Here is an 18,796-nt window from a genome sequence, read left to right as displayed (position 1 = left end):
TAGGGCCAACACCGGTAGCTTCACAGGCTTTGGGTATGGAGTAATCCATCTCCACAACCAAACGGATGGCCTCCGCTTTTTCCTCAGATGTAACAACCCGATATCCCATGATGATTCCTAAAGTCGATGCTCCTACATCATGGTCCAAAAACATTCGACCACTACACGGCAGCTCCTGCATTTAAAACGTATTTCCCTGTAGGAGCCGCCGAAGGCTGCGATCTCTTGATCTTATGGTCAGTGCATAAAACCCGTTGACCATAACGGTTCCTTGCATATTGCATGGGTTACGGAAGTTCAATGTTTGTAACCCGCTGAACCATAACGATTTATCCAAAGTGCGCGACTGGCACGGTGACTGCAACTGCTGATCCACAGAGTTGTAACACCATCTTTCTGTCTGGAGCGATACAACAATGAATAGATCCTCTGAAGGTTTCTATCCCGCCATGGATGAATCGAGCACGCTCTCGGGCGTGTCGTGGGGCGCGATTTTCGCCGGGGCCGCGGCTGCGGCGGCGTTGTCGCTGATCCTCGTGCTGCTCGGTTTTGGCCTGGGGTTTTCCGCAGTCTCGCCATGGGCCAATGAAGGCATGAGCGCCAAGGGCCTGGGCATATCGACGATTGTCTGGCTGGCGTTCACCCAGATCGTTGCGTCCGGGCTGGGTGGCTACATCGCCGGACGGCTGCGGGTGAAGTGGGCGTACATGCATGGTGATGAAGTCTATTTCCGTGACACTGCCCACGGTTTTCTCGCTTGGTGCGTGGCGACGCTGGTGACGGCGACGCTGGTAGCGGGTTCCGTCAGCAGCGTGGTCAGCGGCGGGGTGCAGGCCGGTGCGAGCATGGTCGGTGGTGCCGCGAGTGCCGCCACGCAAGCGGCGAGTACCGCTGCAGGCAACACCGACAGCGATCAGTATGGATACTACATCGACAGCCTGTTTCGCGATGATCGTCCGGCTGCCGTCAGCGATGACGCCGCCCGAGGCACCGTCACCCGAATCTTCGTGCGCTCCCTGAGCAACGACGGGCAACTGGCCGCCGAAGACCGCACCTACCTGGCCCAACTGGTAGCGCAGCGGACCAACCTGACGCAAGCGGACGCGGAACGTCGTGTCGACGAAGTCTATGCCCGCACGCAAAAAGCCGTGGCCGACGCCAAACTGGCTGCGCAACAAGCGGCTGACACTGCCGCCAAAGTCGCCGCCTGGACCACGCTGTGGATGTTCGTCGCCTTGCTGGCCGGTGCGTTCTTCGCCAGCTTCGCCGCGACCTTCGGCGGTCGTCGTCGGGATGCGGTGGTGTATCTGGAAACCGACACCTACGTGACCACCCCAACGATTCGTTAAACCAGGAGAATCATCATGCGTTCATTACTGCTGTTCTTTCTCGGCGTACCGATCCCGATCATCATCCTGATCGCCTTGTTCATGCATTGATGCGTTAAAGGCAAAAGATCGCAGCCTGCGGCAGCTCCTACAGTAGGAAAGCGGTTTCCTGTAGGAGCTGCCGCAGGCTGCGATCTTTTGATGTTGATCTTCTAAACCCATATTGCATCCCACAAAGGATAATCGCCTACGCGTTCCACTAGCCCCGCGCGCAACGGATTCATGATGATGTAACAGGCGGCGGCTTTAAGATCCTCATCTTTGCGTAAGGCTCTGTCGTAGTAGCCTCGCTGCCATAGGCGGCCCTGTTCGCCGCGCATGAGATTGATTGATCGGCTGCTTCGGGATTTGATACGACACACCAGTTCAGCCAATGAGCCGCGTTGGAGCTGTAAAAGCCAATGCAAGTGATCGGGCATCACCACCCAAGCCATTGAGGTAGCGATTTCAGTTTCATCAGCTGCGCGTAATTGTTCGACGAGGAGACGCGCTGATCGCCAATCTGCAAATGCAGGTCGGCGGTCATGGGTAATTACGGTCAGCAGGTAAATGCTCCCGGGTTGTGAGTGTCGCCCCTTACGCAGACGACATCCTTTTGCTGCGACAGGCATTCCGTTGCCCTCCATCCATGTTGGTACAGGATGAACGATAGCTACCGTTACTTGCCTCCAGCGGATGACGTATTTTCGAGATGTTTCGAGGGCGGGATTAAAGTCAAAAGATCGCAGCCTGCGGCAGCTCCTACAGGAAACCGCATTCCAACTGTAGGAGCTGCCGAAGGCTGCGATCTTTTGATCTTGAAGCTTCAATCAATCGGTGTACTGACAAACACCTCAAGCCCCTCGGCATAAGCAGTAAACGCGGCAACCCGAGGAAATTGCACATTCGCTACCTGATCCGGCAGCACATACCGGGTGAAACTCCACGCCACAGCCAGCGTGATACCCGCCTGATCAATCTCTCCATCAGTTTTCAACGGTTGCTTTTCCAGCTCCCGCTCCAACTCCGAATACGCCGCCGCCAATTGCCCTTCAACTCGCTCAACCCACGGTTGGTACTGAATCTCCGCCGGTCGCAAGTTGCGCTCATAATATAGCTGCACCGATTTTTCACTGGCGGCCAGCGCCAGGCCAATCAGGTGCAACGAACGCCGGCGTTGTTCGAGGTCCGCAGGCATCAAGCTGCGGTCCGGGCCGGCCAGCGCTTCCAGGTAGTCGATGATCAGCGTCGAATCCATCAACACTTCACCGTCATCCAGCACCAGCGTGGGCGCCTTGACCACCGGGTTGATCTGCTGGAAGTGTTCGAAGTGGCGAAACACCGAGACCGATTCGTGCTCCAGTACGATGCCCAAGCGTTTGGCAGAAATGGCGACGCGTCTTACATAGGGCGAATCCAGCATGCCGATCAGCTTCATTTAACCGCTCCTTGAGTGAGCCATTTCGGGAGGAACAACCTTAGCTGAGGTTCGCAGGCCTGCAAACGCAGCCGTTTGTCTTCTATATACCTGTGCCGAATTGAATTTCTTGCTATAAACGCACTCCGATATCCGCCTGAATGCCTGCCATAGAGCATTTTCGAGGCTTTGTCGGACAAATTCGCTGTCTTTTCAGTTGCTGAGGCCTCAAGTCGGCCTTAGACTGCCGCCCCTCGTAAATTGAGTGCCGGGTGGCGCTTGGTATAAACGGCGCCTTTCCGATGGCCTGTCCAGGTCTGCCGGAACGCTCCCTAATTCGCCTTAATGCACGTTTTTTTATAGAGATATCAATGACAAAGGACAAGTTGCTGGCCATGCCGGCGGATGACTACATGAATGCCGAGCAACATGCTTTTTTCTCCGAGCTGTTGCAGAACATGAAAGTCGAAACCCATGAGCGCATCGAACAAAACCGCATCGCCATCGAGAGCCTGGACACCCCGGCCGACCCGGCTGACGCGGCTTCCGTTGAAGAAGAGCGCACCTGGCTGGTAAACGCGATCGATCGCGACCAGCGCATGCTGCCTCAGTTGGAACAAGCCCTGGAGCGCATCAAGGAAGACAGCTTTGGCTGGTGCGACGACAGCGGCGAGGCAATCGGCCTCAAGCGCCTGCTGATCAGCCCGACCACCAAGTACTGCATCGAAGCTCAAGAGCGTCACGAGCAGATCGACAAGCACCAGCGTCAGGCCTGATTCTGCAGGGCAGCCCATTCAAGATGGGTTGCCTTTGAAAAGATCGCAGCCTTCGGCAGCTCCTACACGGTTCGCGTGAATCTGTAGGAGCTGCCGAAGGCTGCGATCTTTGCTTTTTGTCGTCTTCGATTCCTCAAATCTTCTATTGATCTACTGCAACGCCCTCGACTAAAGCCTCATAGATAATGGCTTTATAGTGGCGTTTAATGCGAAGACAACAATTAGAAGAATTTTGGGGTGACAACGATGACGAGAGACGAGTCTCTGGTTGCGGCAGTGCCTGCACCAGTGTTTTTGCCGAAAAACCGCTGGCTGACACCCACGCTGCAAAGCATCGCCCTGGTGCTGTTGCTGTGTGGCATGACCCTCGGCGGCTGGTCGCTTTACCTCGGCTTGCCAGTGGCCGTGTTGATTGTCTGGCTACCACGCTTGCGCTCCCGTGCACCCTCCGAATCCACTCCTGCCGATACATCCAGCGCCATCTCCACGTTAACCCGCGATCTTTCCTACACCACCAGCCACAATGCGCTGTCGGCCGCCGGTGTGGCCTTTTCCGTCAAGCAACTGGCTGACAAGCTGCAATCGCAGCTCGGCGCGGCGGCACAAATTGTCAGCAACGCCGAAGTCATGATCGCCACTGAACAAGCCACCTCAACCCTTAGCCGCGAAGCCCTGAGTGCTGCGAGTGAAGCGCATCAGAGTGGTGCGGCAGGGCGGACCGAGTTGATCGAATCGATTGCACGCATGCATCAGCTCAGCCAACGCGCCAACAGCAGCCGTGAACTGATCGAAGCGCTGAGCCTGCGCAGCGATGATATCCAGCGCGTGACGCTGGTGATCCAGTCCATCGCCAGCCAGACCAACCTGCTGGCCTTGAATGCGGCAATCGAAGCGGCGCGGGCCGGGGAACACGGCCGTGGCTTTGCAGTGGTGGCCGACGAGGTTCGCGGACTCGCCGCGCGCACGGCGACCGCGACCGGTGAAGTCGGGGAGATGGTGGCCGACATCCAGCAACGCACCGCGCAAGTGGTGGAGCAGATCCGCCAACTGTCCAGCGACCTCGACACCGGCGTCGAGCAAGTCGAGCACACCGGTCAGCACCTGGAAAACATCGCCCGGCTGGCGGCCAGCGTCGAAAGCCAGGTCGGGGAAATCGCCCGAGGTGCGGACACCAACCGCGAACAACTCGACAGCCTGTTTCACGCCATTGAGCAAATGCGCAGCGACCTGGCGATCAGTGATCAACAGACCCGGCGCCTGGCCGAAGCCGCCGTGCAGATGGAAGGCCAGGCCGAAACCATCAGCGAACGCCTCGCCGAAGTGGGGCTCGATGATTATCACCAGCGGATCTACGACCTCGCCCGGGAAGGTGCGAGCCAGATCGCGGCGCGTTTCGAAGCGGACATCGACGCGGGGCGTATCAGCCTTGACGATTTGTTCGACCGCAATTATCAGGCGATCCCCGATACTGCCCCGGCGAAATATCTGACGCGTTTCGATCGCTACACCGATCAGGTCCTGCCGTCGATCCAGGAACCGTTGTTGCCCCGACATGAAGGTCTGGTGTTCGCCATCGCCTGTACCCAGCAGGGCTACGTGCCGACCCACAACCAGGTCTTCAGCCAGCCGCTGACGGGTGACGTACAGGTCGACACCCTGCAAAACCGCACCAAACGCAAATTCGCCGACCGCACGGGCATTCGCTGTGGCAGTCACCAGCAGGCAGTATTGCTGCAAACCTACACCCGCGATACCGGTGAACTGATGCACGACCTGTCGGTGCCGATCATGCTCAAGGGCCGGCATTGGGGAGGCTTGCGCTTGGGTTACAAGCCGGAGAAACCTCGTTAGAGGCGAGTGATTGTTACCGTTTTGGAAACGAAGCTGTACACAGTCGTTATTGTTTCTTCGCCTGCGGACTCATTACCATACCTACATAGTTAGGTTGCTAACGGAGTTCGGAGGTCAGCATGCAAAGCAAAGTCGATGTTGCGGTAATGATTGGCAGCGGTGTGCCTGCCAATTTGCGCTCTCTGGGGCAGAGTGTGTGCTGGGTGGTGTTGCTTAACGGTGAGCGTCGGGGGACGGCTTTTTCCAGTCGCACCGAAGCAGAGGAGTGCAAGGCTGCCTGGCTGGCACAGTTGAGCGCCGAGAAACCAGACAGCCTGCATTAAGCCTGAGGTTAGTGAATCTGGTGCATGCGCAGGTTGAGGTCGTCGACCACCCGCGCCCAGTCGGCATCTTCACGCAGTTGTTCTTTGAGGAAACCTGCCTGTTGCGGCGTCCAGAACTCGGCATCGATGAGTTTCTTGTCGTCTGGCAGCGGTGAATGGCTGGCAATGAAATCGTCGATAGCTTTCTGGGTGGAGTCCAGGCCGAGCTGGTCGAACAAACCTTTCAAATCGTGGGTCGGTGATTCCATTTTCATCTCCTTGCAGGTTGCCGGTCGAATCGAATACGAGATCTGAGCTACGGCTTCTCTACTTCTGAGAGAGCCGTGCTTCAAGAGTTCGAAAACGATGTTTGAACGCAGGAGAGAGCATAGACCGCAAACCCGGTCTTCAGGCTTTCAATGCACCGGCATCGACCGCCGCCTTGAGTTCTTTGGCGGATTCCTGTGCGGCGACGGCTGCGATATCCGAGGACTTGAACCAACGGTCTTTCTCGACCTGGTGATAGGTCACGGTTTTCAGCGGTGGCTTGGCGCGCATGACGATCACTGCCTGAAACTCGCCGTCGACTTCTCTGGCTTCGCCCCGGATAAAAAACTCGCCGATATCAAATTCCGTCACGTAGCAGCCTTCCCTTGGAAATACATTGTTGTTTTCAACGCAGCCCGCTTTTCTGGGGGATGCGTTTTATTGGGCGGGCAGTATGGCAGTAGTTGCACATCGCCGCCTGAGATAAGTCGCCGGACAGACGAAACGTCCATAAAGGCGGGCGCGTTGAGCAGGTCAACAGCGTGACTCAAGCTGCCGTGCCAGGGCGCAGGCTTCGTTGTGGTCCGCTCGGAAACCTCTTACGCATCCTGTGGAAATTTCCTTGATATGGAAGAAAGCCTTACCGGCTAAAACCACCTGAAACCGGGGCCGGGCCGGGGCAGAGTGAAGCAGTCGATGGGCGTGGACCTGTGTCGGAAGCGAGGTTGGTGCGGTTTCCGTGTCTGGCGCCAGGGGACAGGTAAAGTGGGTCAACGTGCACATATGAAGTCCTTTTCATTGTTTTTACCGACGTATGTACGTCGTTATGGGTAGTCTGCGAGAGCATCGCTGCTCTAGAATCGCCGTCACTGGTGGATGATTGTTGTTTATCTAAAGCAATTTTCTGCGGGCGATATGTAGGAAAAGTGCTTTTCTTGGTCGGATTTTTCCCCGATGTTGATAGTCCATAATTTTCTGGCAGCAAGCAGGGCGTTTTCCTTCAACCTCTGACGAACGCCGGGCAGGACGATGCGAGTGATGTTCCAGTAGTCTTCTCGATACTTCGTGATGGATGAGTGCACTGCTCATTCAGGATTTCAACTCAGGTTCTTTGGCTACACCTTCGGTATTGCCGCTTTTTGGCTGTGCGTTTTTTTCCGCGTACGGCACCATTTTTCAGATGTGGGGATGTTTCCTTGGCAGTAAGTAATCTCGATATGCATGCTTTGTTCGTGTTGGGTGATTTGCGCGCAAAGCTGGTCAAGCAGTTTCAGTCACGTTTCGTTTACATCACCGAGCAGAATGCGGAAGGTATCTACATCGCCGAAGTCGACACGGAATCGGCGCTGGTGGTGGACGATAAACCGGGGCTCAAACTCAAGGTCGGCGATCATTTCAGCGCCTCGGTGTTGCCCAGCCGTGAAGGCGGCAAGCTGGAAATCAAATTCCGTGAAATCAAACTGACGGTGTATGGCCTGGGCGACTATGCCTTCGTGACCACCGCCGACGGCCAGGCCATTTTGTTCAAGGAAGGTCACAGCGTGGTGACGGTGTTCGCCGCCCATCAGCAGTTGCAGGAAGGCCTGACCAAGACCCTCAAGGCTGTGACCGCCAAGGCCGCCAAATGGCGCAAGGGCGAACTGGTGACGTTCAAGGCCAGCGAGTAAGAAGAGAGCTGATGCGCTTGCAGGAAATTTCCGAAAACTGATCGACGCCCCTCGAAAGCAGGAACCTCTACTACAGTCAATTGACTGAGTATTCAGAGGCTTCGCGGTTCTCCGCCCGGCCATCCTGCTATTGCTGTGAACAGCACGAGGTGCAAAAGCATGAAAGGTTTTCGACGGTTGCTGGCTGCGGTCCTGGCCACTTGCGGTTTGTTGGCGTCACCCGTTCCGGTGTTGGCCGCCCAGGCGCCGATTCATTTCGCCGACCTGAACTGGGAAAGCGGCAGCCTGATCACCGATATCCTGCGGATCATTGTCGAAAAGGGCTACGGCCTGCCGACCGACACGTTGCCCGGCACCACCATCACCCTGGAAACCGCACTGGCCAACAATGACATTCAGGTCATTGGCGAAGAATGGGCCGGGCGCAGCCCGGTGTGGGTCAAGGCCGAGGCCGAAGGCAAGGTCGTCAGTCTCGGCGATACGGTCAAGGGCGCCACCGAAGGCTGGTGGGTGCCGGAGTACGTGATCAAGGGCGACCCGGCCAAGGGCATCAAGCCAATGGCGCCGGACCTGCGCAGTGTCAGCGACCTGCCCAAATACAAGGACGTGTTCAAAGACCCGGAAGCGCCGAGCAAGGGGCGGTTTCTCAACAGCCCCATCGGCTGGACGTCGGAAGTGGTCAACAAGCAGAAGCTCAAGGCCTATGGACTGGACGACAGCTATGTGAACTTCCGCAGCGGTTCGGGGGCGGCGCTGGATGCGGAGATCAGCTCGTCGATCCGCCGCAGTAAACCGGTATTGTTCTATTACTGGTCGCCTACGCCATTGCTCGGCCGTTTCAAACTGATCCAGCTGGAAGAGCCGCCATTCGACGCCGAAGCCTGGAAGACCCTGACCGACGCCGACAACCCGAATCCACAGCCCACCCGTTCGCTGCCCTCGAAACTGTCCATTGGCGTGTCCACGCCGTTCCAGAAGCAGTATCCGCAGATCGCCGAGTTCTTCACCAAGGTCGATTTTCCCATTGATCCGTTGAACAAGGCGTTGGCCGAGATGAGTGAAAAGCACACCGCGCCGCGCCAGGCAGCAGAAGCGTTCATGAAGAAGCACCCGGACGTCTGGAAGGCCTGGGTGCCCAAGGATGTGGCGGACAAGGTGTCTGCCGAGTTGAAGTGAAACGTTGAGTTTGAAGTTGCCATCGCCAGCAGGCTAGCCTGCTGGTGATGCTTTTAATCGAATGGAACTCGCGTTCGTCAGCCTGTGTACCAGCGGTCATGCAGATCAGAAAAAGCCGACTAGGATGATTTGACCAAATCCCTTTCAAGGATCTTCAACCATGACCTTTGCGTTGGCTCAATGGCTGGTGACGATATTTGCGGCGATTGCTCTGGTACACGTTTATTGGGCGCTGGGGGGCGAATGGGCCGCCGTAGCGGCCGTTCCTCAAGTGCCGCACGAAGGCAGTGCGCAATTGCGCCCGGCCTTCAAACCGCGAGGCTGGCTTACGTTGCTGGTGGCGGCTGCCCTGTTGGTCATTGCCCTGTTGGTGTGTTTGCGGGTCGGCTGGTGGCTGCCGCAGGTGGATCATCAAGTGTTGCAGTGGGTGATCAGCGCTATCGCGCTTCTGTTGTTTGCGCGGGCGATTGGCGATTCGGAACTGGTGGGTTTTTTCAAGGAGGTCAAAGGCTCCAGGTTTGCGCGGTGGGATACCTGGGTGTATTCGCCGTTGTGTGTGGTGTTGGGGAGTGGATTGTTGGCGGTGGCCTGGATCTGAGGCGTGGCCGAAAAGCATCGCGGGCAAGCCTTGCTCCTACAGGATTTGCGGCGGATCACCATTGTGTGAACCTGCCAAAAAACCGTAGGAGCAAGGCTTGCCCGCGATGAGGCCAGTCCGGTCGCCGAAATCTCGAGGCTAACTCCCGCTCTCAGTCCGCCGACTACTCACCTCAGCCGGCACATCATCCCCGGCCATACGCTTACGAAAAAGCGCTGCCCGCGCCAGCAGCAATGTCGTTACCGGAACCGTTATCGCCAACAAAATCGGAATCAGCCAGGCATGCAGCACCGGCCCGGACTTGAGTGCCGAAAAGTAGATGATCGAAGCCAGTGCCACGCACCACGCGCCCAACGTCGAGGCCAGCGCCGGCGGGTGCATGCGCTGGAAATAATCCTTCATGCGCAGCAATCCGGTGGCGCCGATCAGCGCGAACAGACCGCCAAGCACCAGCAGGATCGCCACCGGGATTTCCACCCATAGAGACAATTCAGCGTTCATTCGATCACCTCGCCGCGCAGCAGGAATTTCGCCAGGGCAAACGAGCCGACGAAGCCGAACAGCGCGATCAGCAGCGCCGCTTCAAAATACGTGTCACTGGCATAGCGAATGCCCAGCGCCAGCATCATCAGCATCGCGATGATGTACAGGTAATCCAGCGCCAGAACCCGGTCCTGGGCGGACGGGCCTTTGAACAGACGGATCAGGGTCAGGATCATCGCCACGGAAAACAGGAACAGACTGAACAGAATCGCGTTTGACAGCAGGGCGCTCATTCGAAGATCTCCATTAGCGGACGCTCGTAGGTCGTCTTGAAGTGTTCAATGAACAGCGCTTCGTCATCCAGATCGAAGACGTGCAGCAACAAAATGCTGCGGTCCAGTGCAAGCTCCGACCAGACGGTGCCGGGCACCACGGTGCAGATCATCGACAGGGTTGCCAGGCCGTTGGCATCGCGCAAATCCAGCGGCACTTTGATGAACCGCGAACGCGGTTGACGGCGGCCAGCGTTGAGCACGCCCCAGGCCACTGCCAGATTGGAGACCACCACGTCACGCCCGACGAGGAGGAACAGACGAAGGATGGTGCCGGGGCGGCGAATACGGATCGGCAGCGGGCGTAACTTGCGCATCATCAACGGCGCACAAAACCCCAGCGCAGCGCCCAGCAGCAGATTGCCGGGGCTCATCGATACGTTCAGCACCAGCCACAACAACCACAGGGCCAGCGACAGCCATGGTGCAGGAAACAGACGCTTCATGGTTGCACCTCCAGCAGCGCAGCCCGGGCTTCCGGACTCGGCACCGCGCGCGTGCCGAGCACGGCCATCACGTATTGCTGCGGGTTGTTCAAGGCATTGGCGGCGGCTTGGGTGTAGCGCAACAGCGGTTCGGCCTGGAACGTCAGCGCAACGCTCAGGCCCAGCAGGGCGAAAATCGGCACGCACTCAAGGCGTCGCAGCACTGGCGATGGTCGCTCTGCCGGGGTCCAGAAACGCTGGATGCCCACGCGCGAAAAAGCTACCAGCGATGCCAACCCCGAGAGAATCAGCAGCGCCAACAAGCCCCACGCCGCATTCGAGATCGGCGCGTCACCGCTGTTGCCCAGACCCATCGGGTTGAGCAGGGCGCTGAGCAGGCTGAGTTTGCCGATGAACCCGGACAGCGGCGGCATGCCGATGATCAACAGCGCGCAGGCGATGAAGCTCAAGCCAAGGAACGCCATGGTCCAGGGGATGACTTGGCCGACCACGGCTTTCTGGTCGTCGTCGAGGTTGATGCCCTTGGCTGGATGCAACGATTCCAGCGGCCGTGGCAGCATTTCGTTTTCATCCTCCAGCGGAATTTCGTTGGCCGAGCGCGAGCGTTCGATCAACTCGGCCAGCAGAAATAGCGCGCTCAATGCCAAAGTCGAGCTGACCAGATAGAACAACGCCGCACCGATCAGATTGGGCTGGGCGAAACCGATGGCCGATAACAGAATTCCTGCCGACACCAGAATGCTCAGGCTGGCCATGCGCTCCAGGCGTTGCGCGGCAAGGATCGCCACGGCCGCGCAGACGATGGTCGCCATGCCGCCGTAAATCAGCCAGTCACCGCCGAAATACGCCGATGCTCCGGCCTGGCCGGAGAACAGCAACGTCCACAGGCGCAGCAAGGTGTAGATGCCGACCTTGGTCATGATCGCGAACATCGCCGCCACTGGCGCGCTTGCCGAGGAGTACGCCGGCACCAGCCAGAAGTTCAGCGGCCACATCCCGGCCTTGGCCAGGAACGCCACCGCAAGAATCCCCGCGCCGGCATGCAGTAGCCCGCGATCGGCTTCCGGCACGAGCGGGATCTTCAGCGCCAGGTCAGCCATGTTCAGGGTGCCGGTGACTCCGTAGATCAGCGCCGCGCCAATCAGGAACAGGGTCGATGCCAGCAGGTTGATCGAGATGTAATGCAGCCCCGACGACACCCGCGCCCGGCCGGAGCCGTGCAGCATCAGGCCATAGGACGCGGCCAGCAGCACTTCGAAGAACACGAACAGGTTGAACAGGTCCGCCGTCAGGAACGCGCCATACAGGCCCATCAACTGAATCTGGAACAGCGCATGGAAACTCGAACCGGCACTGTCCCAACGGGCCATGGCGAACAGCAGGGCGCTGACACCGATGGTCCCGGTCAGCACCAGCATCATCGCCGACAGGCGATCGACCACCAGCACCAGGCCAAACGGCACTTGCCAGTTGCCCGGCAGGTACACGCCGATGGAGCCGGGCACCTCGGTGGTTTGCGTCCATTGCAGCAACAACAGCGAAATGCCCAGGCCCAGCAGGCTGGAGAACAGATTGATTTTGGCTTTGAGCGGGCGGTGCTTCTCGCCGAGCATCAGCATGATCGCGGCGGTCAGCAGCGGCAGCAGGATGGGCGCGGCGATCAGGTGCGTCATTGCATTCATTCTTTAGGCTCCCGGCCATCCACGTGGTCGGTGCCGGTCAGGCCCCGGGAGGCGAGCAAGACCACCAGGAACAGCGCGGTCATGGCGAAGCTGATGACGATTGCGGTCAGCACCAGCGCTTGCGGGAGCGGATCGGTGTAGTGCAGCAGATCCTGCGGCACGCCGTCCTTGATGATCGGCTCCTTGCCGATGAACAGGCTGCCCATGCTGAAGATGAACAGGTTGACGCCGTAGGACAGCAGGCACAGGCCCATGACCACCTGGAACGTCCGTGGACGCAGGATCAGCCACACGCCGGACGCGGCCAGAACACCGATGGCGATTGCGATGACTTCTTCCATCAGACGGCCTCCTTCATGGCGACGGGTTTAGGCTGGGACGCGGTTTTGTGACCCCGCACCGATTGGTGGGCGAGGGCGGTGAGGATCAACAGCGTCGAACCGACCACCACGGCGTAAACGCCAATGTCGAAGAACAGCGCGCTGGCGAGGTGAATGTCGCCCAGCAACGGCAGGTCGAAATGCCAGGTGTGGGTGGTCAGGAACGGATAACCAACGACCATCGCGCCCAGGCCGGTGAGCGTGGCGAACAACAAGCCAACGCTCATCCAGCGCAGCGGCCGCAGGCTCATTTGCGCCTCGACCCACTGAGTACCCGCCACCATGTATTGCAGGATGAACGCCACCGACATCACCAGCCCGGCGACAAAGCCGCCGCCCGGTTGGTTATGCCCGCGCATGAACAGGTAGAACGACACCACCAGCGCAATCGGCAACAGCAGGCGCACCAGCACCGCCGGGACCATCATGAAACCGAGCGCGGTATCGCTGGCGTGACGCGGGTTGACCAGATCGGTGACCACGTCGGGCGCGAGCAAACGCTGCTGGGCCGGCAATTGCAGGCTCTCTTTCGGTGGACGGAAACGGCGCAGCAGGGCGAACACGGTCAGCGCCACGGCCGCCAGCACGGTGATTTCGCCGAGGGTGTCGAACCCACGGAAATCCACCAGCATCACGTTGACCACGTTGCTGCCGCCACCTTCGGGCAGCGCACGGCTGAGGTAGAACGAGGAAATATCGTTGGGTGTCTGGCGCGTCAGCATCGCGTACGAAAGTACCGCCATGCCGCCGCCGACCACGGTCGACAGCAGCAAGTCGCGGATACGGCGAATGCGCGCCTTGCGCAGGCTGCTCGGCAGGGGCGACACCTCTTCGATCCGGCGTGGCAGCCAGCGCAGGCCCAACAGGATCAGTACGGTGGTCACCACTTCGACCACCAGTTGCGTCAAGGCCAGGTCCGGCGCCGAGAACCAGACGAAAGTCACGCAGGTCATCAAGCCGCAGACGCTGACCATGGTCAGGGCCGCGAGACGGTGATACTTGGCTTGATAAGCCGCGCCGAGTGCGCAGGCAATTGCCAGCAACCAGAGGATCACGAACACAATCGAGCCCGGAATCTTCGGCCGATCGCCCCAGCTCAGGCTGCTGTGCAACATCGGGATCAACCCGGCCAGCACGGCGGCGAGGACCATCAGGAACAACTGGGTTTGCAGGCGATGGGTGCTGATTCGTCGCTCGAGGCGACGTGCCAGGCGCATCTTGAGCACCAGGCTGAGTTCGAACAGGCGCTTGCCATTCAGTCGGCCAACCAGCGGCGGACGGCTGAAACGACCGCGCTTGAGCTGATTACGCAACAGCAGATAGAGCACGACACCGCAGGACATGGCGATCAGGCTCATGATCATCGGCGCGTTCAAACCGTGCCAGATCGCCAGGCTGTACTCCGGCAGGGTACCGCCCACCACCGGCAGCGCGGCGGCGGCGAGCAACGGGCCGACCACTTGCGCCGGGAAGATCCCGACCACAAGACAGGCAAACACCAGCAACTCCACCGGCGCGCGCATCCAGCGTGGCGGTTCGTGCGGCGTGTGCGGCAGGTCGGTGGCAGGCGGGCCGAAGAAGACGTCCACGGTGAACCGCAGGGAGTAGGCGACGCTGAACGTCCCAGCGATGGTCGCGACGATCGGCAAGGTCGCTTCGACCCACGCCGTGGCGTTGATGAACACGGTTTCGGCGAAGAACATCTCTTTCGAGAGGAAGCCGTTGAGCAACGGCACACCGGCCATGGAGGCGCTGGCGACCATGGCGAGGGTGGCAGTGAATGGGATCAGCTTGACCAGGCCGCTGAGCTTGCGAATGTCGCGGGTGCCGCTTTCGTGGTCGATGATCCCGGCGGCCATGAACAGCGAAGCCTTGAACGTCGCGTGGTTGAGGATGTGGAACACGGCAGCCACGGCGGCCAGCGGACTGTTCAGGCCCAGCAACAGGGTGATCAGGCCCAGGTGGCTGATGGTCGAGTAGGCCAGCAAGCCCTTGAGGTCATTCTGGAACATCGCGCAATAAGCGCCGAGCAACAGGGTGCATGCCCCGGCGCCACTGACGATGTAGAACCATTCTTCACTGCCGGACAGCGACGGCCAGAGTCGCGCGAGCAGAAAAACCCCGGCCTTGACCATGGTCGCCGAGTGCAGATAGGCCGACACCGGAGTCGGTGCAGCCATCGCGTGAGGTAGCCAGAAATGGAAGGGGAATTGCGCACTTTTGCTCAGTGCGCCGATCAGGATCAGGGGTAACAGGATGGGGTAGAGGGCATGTGCACGAATCAGATCGCCGGCGGCCAGGACCTTGTCCAGGTCATAGCTGCCGACCACATGGCCGAGCAGCATGACCCCCGCCAGCAGGCACAAACCGCCCGCGCCGGTGACCATCAACGCCATGTAGGCACCGCGTCGCGCATCGGCGCGGTGGTGCCAGTAGCCGATCAGCAGGAACGAGAAAAGGCTGGTCAGCTCCCAGAAAAACACGATCTGGATCAGGTTGCCGGAGATCACCAGCCCGAGCATCGCGCCCATGAACGCCAGGAAAAACGCGAAGAACCGCGGCACCGGATCGTTCGGCGACATGTAGTAACGCGCGTACAGCGACACCAGCGTGCCGATGCCCAGCACCAGCATCGAGAACAGCCAGGCGAAACCGTCCATGCGCAGGACGAAATTCAAGCCCAGGCTCGGTAGCCAGTAAAACTCTTCGCGGATCACGCCGCCGTGGGCGATTTGCGGGTACAGGAGGGCGACCTGGACGGTGCCGATCAAGGCAACCAGACCAGCCAGCAGCGATTCAGTGTTACGCGCATTGTGTGGCAGCACCGCTGCCAGACAGCTGCCTATGAAAGGCAGAAGCAGTAGAACTATCAGGGACATAGGCTTCTAATCTGCGGAAGTTTGTGAAGCATCATACGTGCCAGCTCCCGGATCACCAAACGCCAAGCTGTCGCAGAATCCTACAAGGTAGACGGAAAAAGCCTGCTTCACATTGTTTCAACCTGCATGAAAAAAGATCGCAGCCTTCGGCAGCTCCTACAGGGTATGCATTTCAATGTAGGAGCTGCCGAAGGCTGCGATCTTTTGATCTTGCCGTTTAATTGCCGCTTTCACTCTCCAGCGACTCTTCAACCTCGGCAACCGCCTTACCCTTGGTCTTCAACTCACTGACAATCACCGCCGCCACAATCAACCCAGCCCCCAGCAACGCAATCGCCGGCAAGCGTTCCCCGGCGATCCGCCCGACAATCCCGGCCCACACCGGCTCACCGGCATAAATCAACGTAGCGCGGGTCGGCGAAACACTTTTCTGCGCCCAGTTCATCGCCACCTGGATCGCCGCACTCGCGGCACCCAGCCCGAGGGCGCTGCACAGCAGCAACCAGGAAAAATCCGGAATCGCCTCGTTGGTCGGCACCACCATCAGGAACGACAGCACCGAAGTCACCGCCAGTTGCACCACCGTCACCCGCTTCACATCGACCTGACCGGCAAAGTTACTGATCAGGATGATCTCAGCGGCAATGGCAATTGCGCTGATCAACGTGGCGATTTCACCGGGGCTGAAATTCAACGATGCGCCGGAAGGCCCCGACAGCAGCATCAACCCGGTAAACGCCAGCATGATCCCGATGCTCGGCATCAACCCCGGCCGACGTCCCAGCACCAGCCATTGCAGCAACGGCACGAAAGGCACGTACAGCGCAGTGATAAACGCCGACTGGCTGCTCGGAATACTCTGCAAACCGACTGTCTGCAAACCATAACCAAGCATGATCGCCACGCCGATAAACGCACCGGCCTTGAGTTCGAACAGGGTCAAGTCACGCAGGCTGCGCCAGGAGAAAAGGGCGACGAGAATCGCGGCGGCGGCAAAGCGCAGGCCGACGAAAAACATCGGGCCGCTGACGGTCATCGCATGCTGGACCAGCAAAAAGGTCCCGCCCCAGACCATGGTGATCAACACCAATACGCACTCGGCCTTGCTGAGCCGCAGGAAACGGGAGGAAGCCTGGGAGGTGTTCACCGACGTCATGATCTTGCGCACTACCTGAGGGGGACGCACAATGCGCCGGAAGTTGGGCAGTATACTGCGCAGCACCACCCAGTGAGCAATATAGTGCACAAAGATTCCACGCAACGGGTTTCGGTCCTGCAGCACGTCAGCCAGAACGTTCGACGCCTGCGTCATGCCGCCGACATGAGCCAGACCACCCTGGCAGAAAAGTCCGGTGTCAGTCGCCGAATGCTGGTGGCTATAGAGGCCGGGGAAAAGAACGTCAGTCTGACCACCCTCGATCGCGTGGCCGAGGCGTTGGACGTGGCGTTCAGCGACCTGATCCAGGCTCCCGATGTCCGTGACCATAGCCGCATCAACGAAGTGGCCTGGGCTGGTGTGATCCCCGGTAGCAAAGCCGTATTGCTGTCCAAAGCCACCGCTAGCCGCGAAGTGGAACAATGGGAATGGTGCCTGCAACCGGGGGAAGTCTACCCATCGCAACCGGATGCCGATGGCTGGAGCGAACAGATCTACGTGTTCGAAGGCTGCCTGACCCTGATGCTCGGCGACACCCCACACGCAATCTCCGCCGGCGAGTTCTATACGTTTGCCAGCAACCAGCCCCACGCCTATCGCAACGATGGACCGGTGGCGGCGCGGTTTGTGCGCAACGTGGTGATCTGACTGTTCGCTAATCAACAGTGGATAGACACTTTGCTGTTTTGAAGCTGTAAGTTTTTCTTGGTAATTTATGTAACTACCTGAAATTAAAGGTAATTAATTTCAGGCACGACCCCTGCAAAAGCTCTGGGGCATTCACCCGGAACCCTGGAGTCGGCCCATGACAGCCTCTGCCCAACCCCCTCGCACTGCCCACGTGATCCGCTCGGACGCCGAGGCCATTGCCGTCGCTCACAAGCTCGCCGCGCGTTTCGCCGTCGAGGCCAGCGTGCGCGATCGCGAGCGACGCCTGCCGGTTGCCGAGCTTGATGAATTTTCCGCCAGCGGTCTTTGGGGCATCACTGTTCCGAAAGCCTATGGCGGCGCCGCTGTGTCCTACGTGACCGTCGCCGAAGTGATCAAGATCATTTCCGCCGCCGACTCGTCTCTGGGCCAGATCCCGCAAAACCACCTCGGCGTGCTCGACATCCTGCTGCAAACCGCCAGCGAAGAGCAGAAGCGCTATTACTTCGGCAAAGTCTTGCAGGGCTACCGTTTCGGTAACGCCTTCTCCGAATCCAAAAGCAAAAACGCCGGGGCTTTCGAAACCCGGATTCGCTTCAACGACGACACTGCGCAAATCGACGGCGAGAAGTTCTACTGCACCGGCGCACTGTTTGCGCACATCGTCCCGGCGGTGGCGGTCAACGAACAGAACCAGGCGTTCATCGCCTTCATCGAACGCGACAACCCCGGTCTGACCGTGATCGACAGCTGGGACGGTTTCGGCCAGCGCACCACCGCCAGCGGTGGCGTCACCCTCAACGCGGTGAAAGTGCCGCTGAGTGCAGTGATCCCCGCCCACAAAGCCTTTGACGAACCCACCGCCGACGGTCCGATTTCACAAATCATCCAGGCGGCCGTGGACACCGGCATCGCTGTCGGCGCCCTGGAAGAGACCAAGCGCTACGCCCGTGAAGCACGGCCATGGATCGACAGTCAGCAGGATCACGGCTGGCAAGACCCGTTCAGCATCGCCGCGATCGGCGACCTCGAATGGCGGGTCCACGGCACTGAAGCGATCCTGAAAAAGGCCGGCCAAGCCATCGACGCCGCCTTGCTCAACGCCAATGAACACACGGTCGCCCACGCCTCGGTGGTGGTGGCCCAGGCCAAAGTGCTGTCCGCCGAAATCGCCTTGCTCGCCAGCAGCAAGCTGTTCGAACTGGCCGGCACCCGCTCGGTGCTCGGCAAATACAACCTCGACCGCCACTGGCGCAACGCCCGCACTCACACCTTGCATGACCCGGCGCGCTGGAAATATCACCTGATCGGCAACTACCTGCTCAACGGCGTGAAACCTGCGCGCCACGCCTGGAACTGAGGAGTTTCC

General features: G+C 59.3%; 22 protein-coding genes. 9 read left to right on the top strand and 13 right to left on the bottom strand.

The window, feature by feature from the left end; translation table 11 throughout:
* Positions 1 to 181, bottom strand: a 181-nt coding sequence (locus tag ACM110_RS27970; protein WP_416130309.1) for a hypothetical protein, incomplete at its 3' end; no start/stop codon positions are given.
* Between the two features lie 235 nt (positions 182 to 416).
* Here ACM110_RS27970 and ACM110_RS27965 point away from each other — a divergent pair.
* A complete protein-coding gene (locus tag ACM110_RS27965; protein WP_338586130.1) occupies positions 417 to 1,349 on the top strand; it encodes a hypothetical protein in 933 nt (310 codons plus the stop codon).
* A 191-nt stretch (positions 1,350 to 1,540) separates the two neighbouring features.
* Here ACM110_RS27965 and ACM110_RS27960 read toward each other — a convergent pair whose 3' ends face one another.
* Positions 1,541 to 1,999: an REP-associated tyrosine transposase gene (locus ACM110_RS27960; RefSeq protein ID WP_416130308.1), complete on the bottom strand. Its 459-nt coding sequence runs from the start codon at positions 1,997 to 1,999 to the stop codon at positions 1,541 to 1,543.
* A gap of 194 nt (positions 2,000 to 2,193) precedes the next feature.
* Entirely contained in the window at positions 2,194 to 2,805 is a 612-nt protein-coding gene (locus ACM110_RS27955) for a glutathione S-transferase (protein ID WP_416130307.1), read from the bottom strand.
* Positions 2,806 to 3,155: 350 nt separating this feature from the next.
* On the opposite strand from ACM110_RS27955, the gene ACM110_RS27950 reads away from it, so the two are divergent.
* The 3 genes from ACM110_RS27950 (at position 3,156) to ACM110_RS27940 (ending at position 5,734) form a co-directional block, all read left to right on the top strand.
* Positions 3,156 to 3,560 (top strand): TraR/DksA family transcriptional regulator, encoded by a 405-nt coding sequence (locus ACM110_RS27950; RefSeq protein ID WP_007907888.1) that lies wholly within the window; start codon positions 3,156 to 3,158, stop codon positions 3,558 to 3,560.
* Between the two features lie 246 nt (positions 3,561 to 3,806).
* Positions 3,807 to 5,411, top strand: a complete 1,605-nt coding sequence (locus tag ACM110_RS27945) for a methyl-accepting chemotaxis protein (RefSeq protein WP_416130306.1) — start codon at positions 3,807 to 3,809, stop codon at positions 5,409 to 5,411.
* A 119-nt stretch (positions 5,412 to 5,530) separates the two neighbouring features.
* Entirely contained in the window at positions 5,531 to 5,734 is a 204-nt protein-coding gene (locus tag ACM110_RS27940) for a hypothetical protein (protein ID WP_416130305.1), read from the top strand.
* Positions 5,735 to 5,742: 8 nt separating this feature from the next.
* Here the strand turns inward: ACM110_RS27940 and ACM110_RS27935 are convergent, their stop codons facing one another.
* The 3 genes from ACM110_RS27935 to ACM110_RS27925 form a co-directional block, all read right to left on the bottom strand.
* Positions 5,743 to 5,982 (bottom strand): DUF2789 domain-containing protein, encoded by a 240-nt coding sequence (locus ACM110_RS27935; protein ID WP_047530030.1) that lies wholly within the window; start codon positions 5,980 to 5,982, stop codon positions 5,743 to 5,745.
* 139 nt (positions 5,983 to 6,121) lie between these two features.
* Complete coding sequence (locus ACM110_RS27930) at positions 6,122 to 6,352, bottom strand: hypothetical protein (protein ID WP_150768615.1); 231 nt, start codon at positions 6,350 to 6,352, stop codon at positions 6,122 to 6,124.
* A gap of 162 nt (positions 6,353 to 6,514) precedes the next feature.
* On the bottom strand, positions 6,515 to 6,763 hold the full coding sequence (locus ACM110_RS27925) for a hypothetical protein (RefSeq protein WP_416130304.1): 249 nt from the start codon (positions 6,761 to 6,763) through the stop codon (positions 6,515 to 6,517).
* 434 nt (positions 6,764 to 7,197) lie between these two features.
* On the opposite strand from ACM110_RS27925, the gene ACM110_RS27920 reads away from it, so the two are divergent.
* The 3 genes from ACM110_RS27920 (at position 7,198) to ACM110_RS27910 (ending at position 9,421) form a co-directional block, all read left to right on the top strand.
* Positions 7,198 to 7,647: a hypothetical protein gene (locus ACM110_RS27920; protein WP_416130312.1), complete on the top strand. Its 450-nt coding sequence runs from the start codon at positions 7,198 to 7,200 to the stop codon at positions 7,645 to 7,647.
* A 159-nt stretch (positions 7,648 to 7,806) separates the two neighbouring features.
* Positions 7,807 to 8,823 carry an ABC transporter substrate-binding protein gene (locus ACM110_RS27915; RefSeq protein WP_416130303.1) on the top strand — a complete coding sequence of 339 codons (1,017 nt, stop codon included), beginning with the start codon at positions 7,807 to 7,809 and terminating at the stop codon, positions 8,821 to 8,823.
* 160 nt (positions 8,824 to 8,983) lie between these two features.
* Positions 8,984 to 9,421, top strand: a complete 438-nt coding sequence (locus tag ACM110_RS27910; RefSeq protein WP_416130302.1) for a DUF3995 domain-containing protein — start codon at positions 8,984 to 8,986, stop codon at positions 9,419 to 9,421.
* Positions 9,422 to 9,559: 138 nt separating this feature from the next.
* Here ACM110_RS27910 and ACM110_RS27905 read toward each other — a convergent pair whose 3' ends face one another.
* The 7 genes from ACM110_RS27905 to ACM110_RS27875 all read right to left on the bottom strand — a co-directional run bounded on the left by ACM110_RS27905 (position 9,560) and on the right by ACM110_RS27875 (position 16,869).
* A complete protein-coding gene (locus ACM110_RS27905; RefSeq protein ID WP_338586138.1) occupies positions 9,560 to 9,922 on the bottom strand; it encodes a Na+/H+ antiporter subunit G in 363 nt (120 codons plus the stop codon).
* A complete protein-coding gene (locus ACM110_RS27900) occupies positions 9,919 to 10,197 on the bottom strand; it encodes a K+/H+ antiporter subunit F (RefSeq protein WP_416130301.1) in 279 nt (92 codons plus the stop codon). The genes ACM110_RS27905 and ACM110_RS27900 overlap by 4 nt, the downstream gene beginning before the upstream one ends.
* Positions 10,194 to 10,682, bottom strand: coding sequence for a Na+/H+ antiporter subunit E (locus ACM110_RS27895; protein ID WP_416130300.1), 489 nt, complete (start codon positions 10,680 to 10,682; stop codon positions 10,194 to 10,196). The genes ACM110_RS27900 and ACM110_RS27895 overlap by 4 nt, the downstream gene beginning before the upstream one ends.
* Positions 10,679 to 12,364 carry a monovalent cation/H+ antiporter subunit D gene (locus ACM110_RS27890; RefSeq protein WP_416130299.1) on the bottom strand — a complete coding sequence of 562 codons (1,686 nt, stop codon included), beginning with the start codon at positions 12,362 to 12,364 and terminating at the stop codon, positions 10,679 to 10,681. The genes ACM110_RS27895 and ACM110_RS27890 overlap by 4 nt, the downstream gene beginning before the upstream one ends.
* Complete coding sequence (locus tag ACM110_RS27885; protein ID WP_007986256.1) at positions 12,361 to 12,705, bottom strand: Na+/H+ antiporter subunit C; 345 nt, start codon at positions 12,703 to 12,705, stop codon at positions 12,361 to 12,363. The genes ACM110_RS27890 and ACM110_RS27885 overlap by 4 nt, the downstream gene beginning before the upstream one ends.
* Entirely contained in the window at positions 12,705 to 15,623 is a 2,919-nt protein-coding gene (locus ACM110_RS27880; protein ID WP_416130298.1) for a monovalent cation/H+ antiporter subunit A, read from the bottom strand. Before ACM110_RS27880 ends, ACM110_RS27885 begins: the two co-directional genes overlap by 1 nt.
* A gap of 217 nt (positions 15,624 to 15,840) precedes the next feature.
* Positions 15,841 to 16,869, bottom strand: a complete 1,029-nt coding sequence (locus tag ACM110_RS27875; RefSeq protein WP_416130297.1) for a DMT family transporter — start codon at positions 16,867 to 16,869, stop codon at positions 15,841 to 15,843.
* Between ACM110_RS27875 and ACM110_RS27870 the strand changes: the two genes are divergently transcribed.
* Both ACM110_RS27870 and ACM110_RS27865 read left to right on the top strand, forming a co-directional pair.
* Entirely contained in the window at positions 16,864 to 17,427 is a 564-nt protein-coding gene (locus ACM110_RS27870; protein ID WP_416130296.1) for a helix-turn-helix domain-containing protein, read from the top strand. The genes ACM110_RS27875 and ACM110_RS27870 overlap by 6 nt on opposite strands.
* A gap of 157 nt (positions 17,428 to 17,584) precedes the next feature.
* Complete coding sequence (locus ACM110_RS27865) at positions 17,585 to 18,787, top strand: SfnB family sulfur acquisition oxidoreductase (RefSeq protein WP_416130295.1); 1,203 nt, start codon at positions 17,585 to 17,587, stop codon at positions 18,785 to 18,787.
* Positions 18,788 to 18,796 lie beyond the last annotated feature (9 nt).

The sequence above is a fragment of the Pseudomonas sp. NFX98 genome (genome assembly GCF_047784845.1).
In the GTDB taxonomy this organism is placed as follows: Bacteria; Pseudomonadota; Gammaproteobacteria; order Pseudomonadales; family Pseudomonadaceae; genus Aquipseudomonas.
Note: the sequence above shows the minus strand (reverse complement) of the source record. Positions and strands in the feature narration are given on the sequence as shown.

What these genes read in the sequence shown, in the direction of transcription:
- ACM110_RS27965 (WP_338586130.1), top strand. Translation starts at nt 417, where the DNA reads ATGAATAGATCCTCTGAAGGTTTCTATCCCGCCATGGATGAATCGAGC.
- ACM110_RS27960 (WP_416130308.1), bottom strand. Translation starts at nt 1,999, where the DNA reads ATGCCTGTCGCAGCAAAAGGATGTCGTCTGCGTAAGGGGCGACACTCA.
- ACM110_RS27955 (WP_416130307.1), bottom strand. Translation starts at nt 2,805, where the DNA reads ATGAAGCTGATCGGCATGCTGGATTCGCCCTATGTAAGACGCGTCGCC.
- ACM110_RS27950 (WP_007907888.1), top strand. Translation starts at nt 3,156, where the DNA reads ATGACAAAGGACAAGTTGCTGGCCATGCCGGCGGATGACTACATGAAT.
- ACM110_RS27945 (WP_416130306.1), top strand. Translation starts at nt 3,807, where the DNA reads ATGACGAGAGACGAGTCTCTGGTTGCGGCAGTGCCTGCACCAGTGTTT.
- ACM110_RS27940 (WP_416130305.1), top strand. Translation starts at nt 5,531, where the DNA reads ATGCAAAGCAAAGTCGATGTTGCGGTAATGATTGGCAGCGGTGTGCCT.
- ACM110_RS27935 (WP_047530030.1), bottom strand. Translation starts at nt 5,982, where the DNA reads ATGGAATCACCGACCCACGATTTGAAAGGTTTGTTCGACCAGCTCGGC.
- ACM110_RS27925 (WP_416130304.1), bottom strand. Translation starts at nt 6,763, where the DNA reads ATGTGCACGTTGACCCACTTTACCTGTCCCCTGGCGCCAGACACGGAA.
- ACM110_RS27920 (WP_416130312.1), top strand. Translation starts at nt 7,198, where the DNA reads ATGCATGCTTTGTTCGTGTTGGGTGATTTGCGCGCAAAGCTGGTCAAG.
- ACM110_RS27915 (WP_416130303.1), top strand. Translation starts at nt 7,807, where the DNA reads ATGAAAGGTTTTCGACGGTTGCTGGCTGCGGTCCTGGCCACTTGCGGT.
- ACM110_RS27910 (WP_416130302.1), top strand. Translation starts at nt 8,984, where the DNA reads ATGACCTTTGCGTTGGCTCAATGGCTGGTGACGATATTTGCGGCGATT.
- ACM110_RS27905 (WP_338586138.1), bottom strand. Translation starts at nt 9,922, where the DNA reads ATGAACGCTGAATTGTCTCTATGGGTGGAAATCCCGGTGGCGATCCTG.
- ACM110_RS27900 (WP_416130301.1), bottom strand. Translation starts at nt 10,197, where the DNA reads ATGAGCGCCCTGCTGTCAAACGCGATTCTGTTCAGTCTGTTCCTGTTT.
- ACM110_RS27895 (WP_416130300.1), bottom strand. Translation starts at nt 10,682, where the DNA reads ATGAAGCGTCTGTTTCCTGCACCATGGCTGTCGCTGGCCCTGTGGTTG.
- ACM110_RS27890 (WP_416130299.1), bottom strand. Translation starts at nt 12,364, where the DNA reads ATGAATGCAATGACGCACCTGATCGCCGCGCCCATCCTGCTGCCGCTG.
- ACM110_RS27885 (WP_007986256.1), bottom strand. Translation starts at nt 12,705, where the DNA reads ATGGAAGAAGTCATCGCAATCGCCATCGGTGTTCTGGCCGCGTCCGGC.
- ACM110_RS27880 (WP_416130298.1), bottom strand. Translation starts at nt 15,623, where the DNA reads ATGTCCCTGATAGTTCTACTGCTTCTGCCTTTCATAGGCAGCTGTCTG.
- ACM110_RS27865 (WP_416130295.1), top strand. Translation starts at nt 17,585, where the DNA reads ATGACAGCCTCTGCCCAACCCCCTCGCACTGCCCACGTGATCCGCTCG.